At 30.1% G+C, this 9,444-nt stretch carries 10 protein-coding genes; 5 read left to right on the top strand and 5 right to left on the bottom strand.

All coding sequences use genetic code 11. From position 1 onward, the window contains the following. Nucleotides 1–704: radical SAM protein (locus tag ACTB1H_RS07870; RefSeq protein ID WP_463262297.1), on the bottom strand; the 704-nt coding region annotated here is incomplete at its 3' end. A gap of 185 nt (nucleotides 705–889) precedes the next feature. Here ACTB1H_RS07870 and sufC point away from each other — a divergent pair. Genes sufC through sufU form a run of 5 tightly spaced genes read left to right on the top strand, consistent with a single transcriptional unit; the run spans nucleotide 890 to nucleotide 5,759 of the window. Continuing rightward, complete coding sequence (gene sufC, locus ACTB1H_RS07865; RefSeq protein WP_463262296.1) at nucleotides 890–1,651, top strand: Fe-S cluster assembly ATPase SufC; 762 nt, start codon at nucleotides 890–892, stop codon at nucleotides 1,649–1,651. Between the two features lie 11 nt (nucleotides 1,652–1,662). Beyond that, nucleotides 1,663–3,069: a Fe-S cluster assembly protein SufB gene (sufB, locus tag ACTB1H_RS07860; RefSeq protein WP_463262295.1), complete on the top strand. Its 1,407-nt coding sequence runs from the start codon at nucleotides 1,663–1,665 to the stop codon at nucleotides 3,067–3,069. Nucleotides 3,070–3,080: 11 nt separating this feature from the next. After that, nucleotides 3,081–4,112 (top strand): Fe-S cluster assembly protein SufD, encoded by a 1,032-nt coding sequence (gene sufD / locus ACTB1H_RS07855; protein WP_463262294.1) that lies wholly within the window; start codon nucleotides 3,081–3,083, stop codon nucleotides 4,110–4,112. Continuing rightward, nucleotides 4,112–5,344 (top strand): cysteine desulfurase, encoded by a 1,233-nt coding sequence (locus tag ACTB1H_RS07850; RefSeq protein ID WP_463262293.1) that lies wholly within the window; start codon nucleotides 4,112–4,114, stop codon nucleotides 5,342–5,344. The genes sufD and ACTB1H_RS07850 overlap by 1 nt, the downstream gene beginning before the upstream one ends. Next, nucleotides 5,334–5,759, top strand: coding sequence for a Fe-S cluster assembly sulfur transfer protein SufU (gene sufU, locus ACTB1H_RS07845; RefSeq protein WP_463262292.1), 426 nt, complete (start codon nucleotides 5,334–5,336; stop codon nucleotides 5,757–5,759). The genes ACTB1H_RS07850 and sufU overlap by 11 nt, the downstream gene beginning before the upstream one ends. A gap of 19 nt (nucleotides 5,760–5,778) precedes the next feature. Here sufU and ACTB1H_RS07840 read toward each other — a convergent pair whose 3' ends face one another. The 4 genes from ACTB1H_RS07840 to ACTB1H_RS07825 all read right to left on the bottom strand — a co-directional run bounded on the left by ACTB1H_RS07840 (nucleotide 5,779) and on the right by ACTB1H_RS07825 (nucleotide 9,110). After that, nucleotides 5,779–6,231: a CD3072 family TudS-related putative desulfidase gene (locus ACTB1H_RS07840; protein ID WP_463262291.1), complete on the bottom strand. Its 453-nt coding sequence runs from the start codon at nucleotides 6,229–6,231 to the stop codon at nucleotides 5,779–5,781. Next, the gene (locus tag ACTB1H_RS07835) at nucleotides 6,231–6,788 is read right to left on the bottom strand and encodes a CD3073 family putative ECF transporter S component (RefSeq protein WP_463262290.1); all 558 of its coding nucleotides are present in this window, start codon (nucleotides 6,786–6,788) and stop codon (nucleotides 6,231–6,233) included. Before ACTB1H_RS07835 ends, ACTB1H_RS07840 begins: the two co-directional genes overlap by 1 nt. A gap of 180 nt (nucleotides 6,789–6,968) precedes the next feature. Next, nucleotides 6,969–8,564, bottom strand: a complete 1,596-nt coding sequence (locus tag ACTB1H_RS07830) for an amidohydrolase (RefSeq protein ID WP_463262289.1) — start codon at nucleotides 8,562–8,564, stop codon at nucleotides 6,969–6,971. A gap of 15 nt (nucleotides 8,565–8,579) precedes the next feature. Next, the gene (locus tag ACTB1H_RS07825; protein ID WP_463262288.1) at nucleotides 8,580–9,110 is read right to left on the bottom strand and encodes an ECF transporter S component; all 531 of its coding nucleotides are present in this window, start codon (nucleotides 9,108–9,110) and stop codon (nucleotides 8,580–8,582) included. Between the last annotated feature and the right edge of the window lie 334 nt (nucleotides 9,111–9,444).

The raw sequence follows: 9,444 nt of genomic DNA, 5'->3' as shown, positions 1-9,444 counted from the left end.
TTTCCAAAAGTACTATGTAAGTACTCGATTATTTTCTTAGAATCCTCTACAAAACCAGGTAATACTAAATGTCTAACTATGACACCCTTTATCATCATACCATTTTCATTGAAAATTGGTTTTCCAGATTGTCTTACCATTTCCTCTAGGGATTTTGTAGCAATTTCTCTATAATTATGTGCATTAGAATATTTTTTAGATATGGTTTCATCAAAATATTTAAAGTCTGGTAAATATACATCAATATATCCTTCTAATAATTTAATCGTATCTTTCTTTTCATATCCACTTGAATTATATACAATCGGCAAATCTAAGCCATTTTTCTTGGCTATATCTATTGCGGTTATAATTTGTGGTACAAAGTGAGTAGGTGTTACTAAATTTATATTTAGTGCATTCTTATTTTTCAATTCAAAAAATATTTCAACAAGTCTATCTAAAGATATATTCTTCCCAAAAGCACCATTAGCAATGATATTATTTTGACAATAAATGCATTTTAGAGAGCATCCAGTAAAAAAAACTGTCCCTGAGCCTTCTATGCCTGATATACATGGTTCTTCCCACATATGAAGACTTGCTCTAGCTAATCGCAAATCAGATGTTTCACCGCAATATCCGATTTCTCCATCAGTCCTATTAACATTACATTCCCTTGGACACAATGTACATCTTCTTAATAAATCCATGTAGTATCTCATTATATACCTCTATTTACATTATTCTTATTTTTAGCAGTAATTTAATTATATACTAACACATAATATTTGGAATAAAAAATTTTAATTCCTACTAAATTGATATGTTTACAACTCTAAAGTATAGGTATATAATAGTTAGGGATTTGATAATAATTATCATTATAAATAAAAGTGAGGAGAATATTATGTCTAAGAATATATTAACTATCAATAATTTAAGAGTCAAAATTGATGATGAAAACAAGGAGATATTAAATGGAATAAATCTAAAAATTAATAAAGGTGAGGTCCATGTTATTATGGGCCCAAACGGAGGCGGAAAATCAACCCTTGCATATACTCTCATGGGGCATCCAAAATATAAAATTACAGATGGAGAAATATTTTTTTGTGGCAACTTGCTAAATGAGGTAAAAACACATGAAAGAGCCAAAATGGGATTGTTTCTCTCTTTCCAATACCCTGAAGAAATTAATGGTGTAACTGTTGAAGAATTTCTAAGGACTGCAAAAACAGCTTTAACAGGTGAACAACAAAAAATAATTCAATTTAAAAAATTAATCAACAGCAAGATGCAAGAATTAGGTATGAGCGAAGACTATGCCTCAAGATATTTAAATGTTGGTTTTTCTGGAGGAGAAAAAAAGAAAAACGAAATATTACAAATGTCTATTTTAAATCCAAAACTTGCCATACTTGATGAAACAGATTCTGGACTAGATGTTGATGCTATAAAAATTGTTGCGGATGGTGTTAATAAAATTAAAAATGAAGAAAATGCTTTTCTTATAATTACTCACTACAATAAGTTGCTAGAATATATCAAACCTGATTTTGTTCATATACTTCTTAATGGACGAATAGTAAAATCTGGTGGAGTTGAGTTAGCTAACGAAATTGATGAAAGTGGCTATGAAAAAATAAGAAACGAATTTGCTAGCATATAGAGGTGTTTGATATGGAAAAAAAGAAAACTCATGTCGAAGATATTGATAGAAGAATTTATGATATAAAAAATGAGCTTAATTATAGTTTTAAAACTGATAGTGGACTTACAAAAGAAATAATACTCGAAATTTCAAGGGAAAAAAACGAGCCAAATTGGATGAAAGAATTTAGATTGAAATCTTTAGAAATATATAGTCAAAAACCATTCCCTAAATGGGGTGCAGATTTAAGTGAGCTTGACATGGATAATATTGTAACTTATATTAAGCCAAATACTCAAATAAAACATAGTTGGGATGAAGTTCCTGAAGATATAAAAAACACTTTTGAACTTCTAGGGCTTCCTCAAGCTGAGAGAGAGTCTCTAGCTGGTGTAGGTGCTCAATATGACTCAGAGGTAGTATATCATAATATAAGGCAAGAACTAATAGATATGGGTGTAATTTATACGGATATGGAGACTGCTTTAAGAGAGTATGAAGATGTAGTAAAGGAATATTTTATGAAATTAGTTCCACCGACAGATCATAAATTTGCAGCATTGCATGGTGCAGTTTGGTCTGGAGGGTCTTTTGTTTATGTTCCTGAGGGTGTAAAAGTAGATATCCCTCTTCAATCATATTTTAGATTAAATGCACCAGGGGCGGGGCAATTTGAACACACACTAATAATTGTTGAGAAAAATGCTTATCTACATTTTATAGAAGGTTGCTCTGCACCTAAGTATAAAGTGAATAACTTGCATGCTGGATGCGTTGAGTTATTCGTTAAGGAAAATGCAACTCTTAGATATAGCACAATTGAAAATTGGTCTAAAAATATGTATAACCTAAACACGAAAAGAGCTGTTGTTGATAGAAATGGAACGATTGAATGGGTCTCAGGATCATTTGGTTCTAAAGTGTCAATGTTATATCCAATGAGCATTTTAAGAGGAGAAGGTGCAAGATCAGAATTTACTGGAGTAACTTTTGCAGCAAAGGGGCAATATTTGGATACAGGAACAAAAGTTATTCACGCTGCAAGTAATACTACTTCTACTGTGAACTCAAAATCCATTTCTAAAGATGGGGGACAAGTATTTTATAGAGGACTATTAAGAATAAGCAAAAATGCAACAGGATGTAAATCAACTGTTTCTTGTACCTCCTTGATGCTAGATAATGAATCCAAATCAGATACATTACCTATTATTGAAATAGATAATGATAATATAGATATTGGGCACGAAGCAAAAATCGGTAGAATTAGTGATGATGCAATTTTCTACTTGATGAGCAGAGGTATTTCTGAAGAAGAAGCAAAAGCTATGATTGTAAGAGGTTTCGTAGAGCCTATCACAAAAGAACTACCTTTAGAATATGCTGTAGAATTGAACAATTTGATCAATATAGAACTCGAAGGTGCAATAGGTTAGGAGTTGATAAAATGATGTGGAAAAGATTAGGCATTAAAGAATTGGAAATCCCTAAAATAGAAGATTATAAAATTGAATTTCTACCTTCTATAGATGATTCGAAAATTAAGATTAAGGCTCTAAATAAAAACAATAGTATCAATTATAATAGCTATAGGGGTCTAGGAGAAGAACTTGAAAATCTTCCTAAAATCCATAGCAATGCAGGATTTAAAATAGAAGTTGATGACAATACATCAATAAAAGAACCTTTGCTCATCAACTATAAAATAGATAATAACAATCCCGTTTTGATAGACAATAACTTAATAGAAATAGGAAAAAATTCTCAATTGACTTTAATATTTGATTATTATAGTGATGATTCTCAAAATCTATTTCACGATGGGTTAACTAATATAATAGTAAATGAAAATTCTATTTTAAATGTCATAAAATTACAAAGATTAAATGATTTTAGCAATAACTTCGATACTAATATCACAGTTATAAAAGATAATGGGATTTTTAACTTAATAAATATAGAAATAGGTGCAAGTCTTACTGCTGTAAACTATACAAATTACTTAAATGGTCAAAGCTCTACAGCAAATCTAGATTCTATATATTTAGGATGTGGCTTCCAAAAAAAAGACTTAAGCTATACTATGATTCATAAAGGGATGCGTAGTGTTAGTAATATAGAGTCCAAAGGTGCTTTGAAAGACAATTCCACCAAAGTATTTAGAGGAAATTTAGAGTTTTTAAAAGGTGCAAAAAAATCTATAGGCAGTGAAGCTGAATATACGACACTATTAAGCCATGGTGTTAAGAATGATTCTATACCAGCTTTAATGTGCCATGAAGACGATGTGGATGGTGAGCATGCTGTCAGTGCTGGGAAAATAGATGAGAATAAACTGTTTTATCTTCAAAGTAGAGGATTAGATGAATTTAATGCTAAGAAACTTATAGTTGAGTCATCATTCAATCCTATAATAAAAAAGATTCCTGATGAAAATGTTAGAAATATTATCCTTCTAGAGATTGAAAGGAGAATATAATGATTGATAAAATTAAAGTTAATTTTAAAGAAGATTTTCCTATATTAGAAAAAAAAGTTAATGGAAGAAGATTAGTGTATTTAGATAATGCGGCAACTACACAAAAGCCCAAATCTGTAATTGATGCTATATCAGATTATTACAAAAACCATAATGGCAATCCTCATAGGGGAGCACATTCATTAAGTGTAGAAGCTACTTCTCTTTATGATGATGCTAAAGAAGCAGTGAAAAATTTTATTAACGCTGATTCAATAGATGAAATAATATTTACAAAGAATAGCACTGAATCCTTGAATCTATTAGCATATAGTTTATCAGAAGATTTTAAAGAAAATGATGAAATACTTTTATGTATATCCGAACATCATAGCAATATACTTCCTTGGATGAGAATTGCAAAAGAAAAGAATTTAAAATTAAAATATATTTATATAGATGAAAATGGCTCTATACCAGAAAGCGAATACGAAAAGATAACCAAAAAAACAAAATTAGTATCTATAGCACAAATGTCTAATGTATTAGGAACTATTTATCCTATAAAAAAAATTAGCAAAATTGCACATGAAAATGATGCAATAATAGTGGTAGATGCTGCACAAAGTATTCCCCATTTGAAAGTTGATGTTAAAGATATAGATGCAGACTTCCTTGTGTTTTCGGCTCATAAAATGTTAGGCCCTATGGGTATTGGTGTTTTATACGGTAAAAAGCATTTATTGGACAATATGCCCCCATTTCTATTAGGTGGTGACATGATTGAGTATGTATATGAAAATGATGCAACATTTGCAGAAGTTCCCTTTAGATTTGAAGCTGGAACTCAAAATGTTGAAGGTGCTGTTGGCTTAAAGGCTGCTATTGATTATATCGAAAAAATTGGTTTGCAAAATATAGAGGCACACGAAAAAATGCTAACTGAATATGCAGTAAAAGAGATGTCGAAAATTCCATATATAGAAATTTATGGGCCTATGGATTTAGAAAAACGTGGAGGAATAATCTCATTTAATGTCAAAGATGTACATCCACATGATGTCAGTACTATTTTGGATAGTTATGGCATCGCAAGCAGAGCAGGACATCATTGTTGTCAACCTCTTATGAGGTATATGAATTTAAATTCAAGTGTTAGAGTAAGTTTTTATTTATATAACAATATGGAAGATATTGATGTATTAATTGATGCTTTAAAAAATGTAAGGAAGTGGTTAGGTTATGGATCTTAATCAAATATACACTCAGCTAATAATGGAACACAATAAAAATTCTCATAATAAAAGAGCTTTAGATAATCCAACACTCGTTGAACATGGTCATAATCCAAGCTGTGGTGATGATATTACCCTAAATTTGATTGAAAAAGATGGAATTATTATAGATGCTAGCTTCACAGGTTCTGGTTGTGCTATATCACAAGCTTCAACTTCCATAATGATAGATCTAATTAAAGGTAAAAAAGTTAGTGAGGCATTAGAATTAGCTGAAATATTTATTAGAATGATAAAAAAGGAAATTGAAGATGATAGCTTGTTAGAAAAATTAGATGATGCAGTTGCCTTTGAAAATATATCGAATATGCCCGCAAGAGTTAAATGTGCAGTTCTCCCATGGCACACTTTAGAAGAAGCATTAAAAAAATAGTCCATTTTGGACTATTTTTTTACTTCAATTCATCATAATCAAGTGGTACTTCATAACCCTTTAGATCGATATTTTTCTCTTTTAGCAATTTAAATAATTCTTGCATAAATATCCCTCTATTTTCATTTATATCACAATTTGGGCTATCTTCGATACCTACTATCCCTATTATTTCATACCCATATTTTGAGTATTCTTCGATTTCTTTTATTACTGGTCTTAATATATGTCTGCATATCTCTCTATGAATTGGAGTATCATATTCAAATTTTTCCATTGGTTTTCTACCTAATCCAAAATGCCTAAGTTCTGGACATGGTAATTGTATGATTCCAACGCCATCTTCAATATATTTGGATACAATTTTAAAAGCTCCTTTTGCTCTGGCCATTGGTTGTACGACACAGTTTTGATTCAATATGCAGTGACTGACAATAACAACTTTCTTGCTTCTTTCGTCATTATCAAACATTAAATATTTTCCTTTCCAATATATTGTTTAGGCAATCTTTTAATAAGATAACTAGCGATTAAACATGAAAGAATTTTGTCTATTAAATTACCTGCTACTCTAGGAATAAAGGCTGCGGTAAAAACCTGAGCACCTGATTGTCTTAAAATACTAAAAATTATATCATTCCCTGAACCTGTTAATCCTCCATATACATATACAGCTATTGGCGTACCAATTAATGGAGCCACTATGGCCAAAATAACCCCTGTAATTATTGCTTGTTTTGTCCCAAATTTATATTTTTTAGCTATAAAACCAACAACTAATCCAATTACAGCATTTACTATAAAAAATGGAATGTCTTTAGGATTTCCTGATAAAATAGGAGCTAATATATTAGTAATTGCACCTACACTCGCTCCATACCATGGTCCAAATAATGCAGCAATAAATATAGTACCTAAAGCATCCAAAAACAATAATGGTATTTGCATCCTTGACACTAATGTACCTAAAACAATGTTTATGGCTACTGCTAAAGCTGAAATAATTAATATTGAATTTCTGTTTCTCATGCTATCCCTCTTTCTTTTAAGATATTTAAATTATAATCGAGAGATAGTTTTTAATAAAATAGATTTATTTAATAATTGATCTTCTTTATATTGATATATTTAATAGTTTTTTTATAAATTTTTTATTATGTTATGAAGAAACTAAACATTAAAGTTTATTAAATAGACTCTATTTTACTTTTATTTGCGATATGCTATTTCTCCATTTACTACTGTCATAAGAGCTTTTATGTCTTTAATTTTTTCAGAGTTAATTTCGAATATATCTTCATCGAGTACAACAAAATCTGCATAATAATTCTTCTCTAGTCTCCCTTTTATGCCCTCTTCAAAACTTACATATGCTGACTCTAAAGTATATGCGTCTATTGCATCGTAAATGTCCATTTTTTCACTTTCATTCCATGATTCATCAGGATATCCATTCAGATCTTTTCGATTTACAGCACAATACAGGTTGTTAAATGGATTAAGGTCTTCAACAGGAGCATCTGTTCCAAGCGATAAATGCACACCATTTTTAATTAGCGTATTAAACGCATAAGATGAGTTTGCAAGTTTTTCACCAACCCTATCTTCTACGATATGAATATCATAATTTAGAAATATAGGTTGTACTAATGCCAGGCAATCTAATTCTTTCATTTTATTTAGTATCTCTTCATCTGTGATTTGCAAATGAACTATTCCATGTCTTCTGTCATTTTTATTGTTTATTATTTTACCATAAGAATTTAATACTTGCCTAATAGCACCATCTCCAATGGCATGTATCAACATTTGTTTCCCTTTTTCGTCTATGAATTTCGTCAATTCATCAAGTTCTTTATCAGTATATATATTTACTCCTCTGTTTCCAAAATTATCGACATAGTATTCACTTAAATATGCTGTTCTTGCTCCGAGTGAACCGTCTGCAAATATTTTAATAGGTCCTATTTTATTGAAATTTGTGTCATATTCATAATCATTTAGATCATCTATAAACTTTGATATAGATGAAACATCTTCGAAAGCACATTGATGAGTAACTCTGATATTAAGTTTTCCTTCTTCTTCTAACTCTTTGTAAGCATCTAAAACATCCATGTAATTGTCCACTTTAACATCATTAGTTTGAACAGATGTCACGCCATTTTCTAAAGCATGTGCCATTGCAATATTTATATATTTTTTTCTTTGTTTTACTGTAGTAGTATTTAACAATTTATTAAAAATCTTCATAGCATTCTCGCAGAATACTCCGTTTGGGAATCCTCCTTCTTCTCTAAGAATTTTCCCACCTTCTATGTCTGAAGTGTCTTCATCAATACCTAAAATTTCTAATGCTTTTGAGTTTGCTACTAAAATATGCCCACATACTCTTGTGAAAACTATTGGAATATCTGTTGAAATCCTGTCAAGATCATGTCTATTTAAAAGTCTTTTTTCGTCAATAAAATAATCTTGATTCCAGCCATTACCTAGTAAAATATCTCTTATTTTATTATTATCAATATATTCTTTAGATTTAATAATTATTTCATCTATTGATTTTAGTTCATTTAAAATGAGATTAGATAGCCTATATCCTAATCCTTCTAAGTGAAGATGTGAATCATTAAATCCAGGGATTACAGTTTTATTTTGTAAATCAATCAATTCGAAGTTATCATTCAGAGTTAATATTTCATCATTCGTGCCAATTTCTTTTATAATTCCATTATCTACTAACATCGCTTGAGCAAATTTACCTCTATTTTGGTATATCTTACCATTATAAAAAATCTTCTTCATTATTACCTTCCTTTATCAAATAATTTTTCTTTTGGATAGAATGTTTATTCCAATTAAAGCAAAAACTCCTCCTATTAAAGCTGTTATTAGCTGTGGTATGCTCATGCTTGCAGCTAATGCATTTGCTATGTTTGGAGGAAATTCAAGCCCGAACAAATATATTAATTTCCTAGCGGAAAATGATAAAAATAAAAACTTCATTACTGAGCCAAGTATTACTCCCACAACAATTTGAATTTGTCCTCTCTTCATAAAAAAACTAAAAATCAATACATATATAGCATTCCCTATCATAATAAATGGTATGAAAGGAGCTAATGGGGCAGCTAATTGGCCTACAAGATATGCTAAAAGAGGTGTTAAAACACCTACTCCTACACCAAACCATCTTCCACAAATGTACGCCGTCAAAATCAGTACCATGTTAACTATTGGTCCAACTATAAACTGATTGATTTCAGGGATTGTCCTTCCTATTATCTGAAATATAATTGCTATTGCAAGAAGAACTGAAGCTTGAACTAGTCTTTTTGTATTGCTTTCCATATTTTCACCTCTCTTTGATTTTATTTTAGATCAAATAAAAAATGCTTATTAATAAATATACCACATAAAAGTAAAACTTAATATAAAAAGCTAATATTCATATATAATAAGGCTAAATGCAAATTAAAATGAAACACTTTTATCTCTGTTAATATGTCATTGTTCATATATCTTGTGAACTCTTTTACTTTAGTTGATGTTCTTCTCCCCTAGGGGAGAAGATTTTTTGCTTTTACTCTATGAATATTTTTTTAATTCTTCTTCAAACACTTCTCTTGCGCTTTTTCCATTTAATATTTTTCTCGGATAGTTATTTAGCCATTCTTGAATCTCT

The organism is Soehngenia sp. (assembly GCF_055108775.1).
This window is presented reverse-complemented; position numbering and strand designations above follow the sequence as displayed.

What these genes read in the sequence shown, in the direction of transcription:
- sufU (WP_463262292.1), top strand. Translation starts at nt 5,334, where the DNA reads ATGGATCTTAATCAAATATACACTCAGCTAATAATGGAACACAATAAA.
- sufC (WP_463262296.1), top strand. Translation starts at nt 890, where the DNA reads ATGTCTAAGAATATATTAACTATCAATAATTTAAGAGTCAAAATTGAT.
- ACTB1H_RS07840 (WP_463262291.1), bottom strand. Translation starts at nt 6,231, where the DNA reads ATGTTTGATAATGACGAAAGAAGCAAGAAAGTTGTTATTGTCAGTCAC.
- ACTB1H_RS07835 (WP_463262290.1), bottom strand. Translation starts at nt 6,788, where the DNA reads ATGAGAAACAGAAATTCAATATTAATTATTTCAGCTTTAGCAGTAGCC.
- ACTB1H_RS07850 (WP_463262293.1), top strand. Translation starts at nt 4,112, where the DNA reads ATGATTGATAAAATTAAAGTTAATTTTAAAGAAGATTTTCCTATATTA.
- sufB (WP_463262295.1), top strand. Translation starts at nt 1,663, where the DNA reads ATGGAAAAAAAGAAAACTCATGTCGAAGATATTGATAGAAGAATTTAT.
- sufD (WP_463262294.1), top strand. Translation starts at nt 3,081, where the DNA reads ATGATGTGGAAAAGATTAGGCATTAAAGAATTGGAAATCCCTAAAATA.
- ACTB1H_RS07825 (WP_463262288.1), bottom strand. Translation starts at nt 9,110, where the DNA reads ATGGAAAGCAATACAAAAAGACTAGTTCAAGCTTCAGTTCTTCTTGCA.
- ACTB1H_RS07830 (WP_463262289.1), bottom strand. Translation starts at nt 8,564, where the DNA reads ATGAAGAAGATTTTTTATAATGGTAAGATATACCAAAATAGAGGTAAA.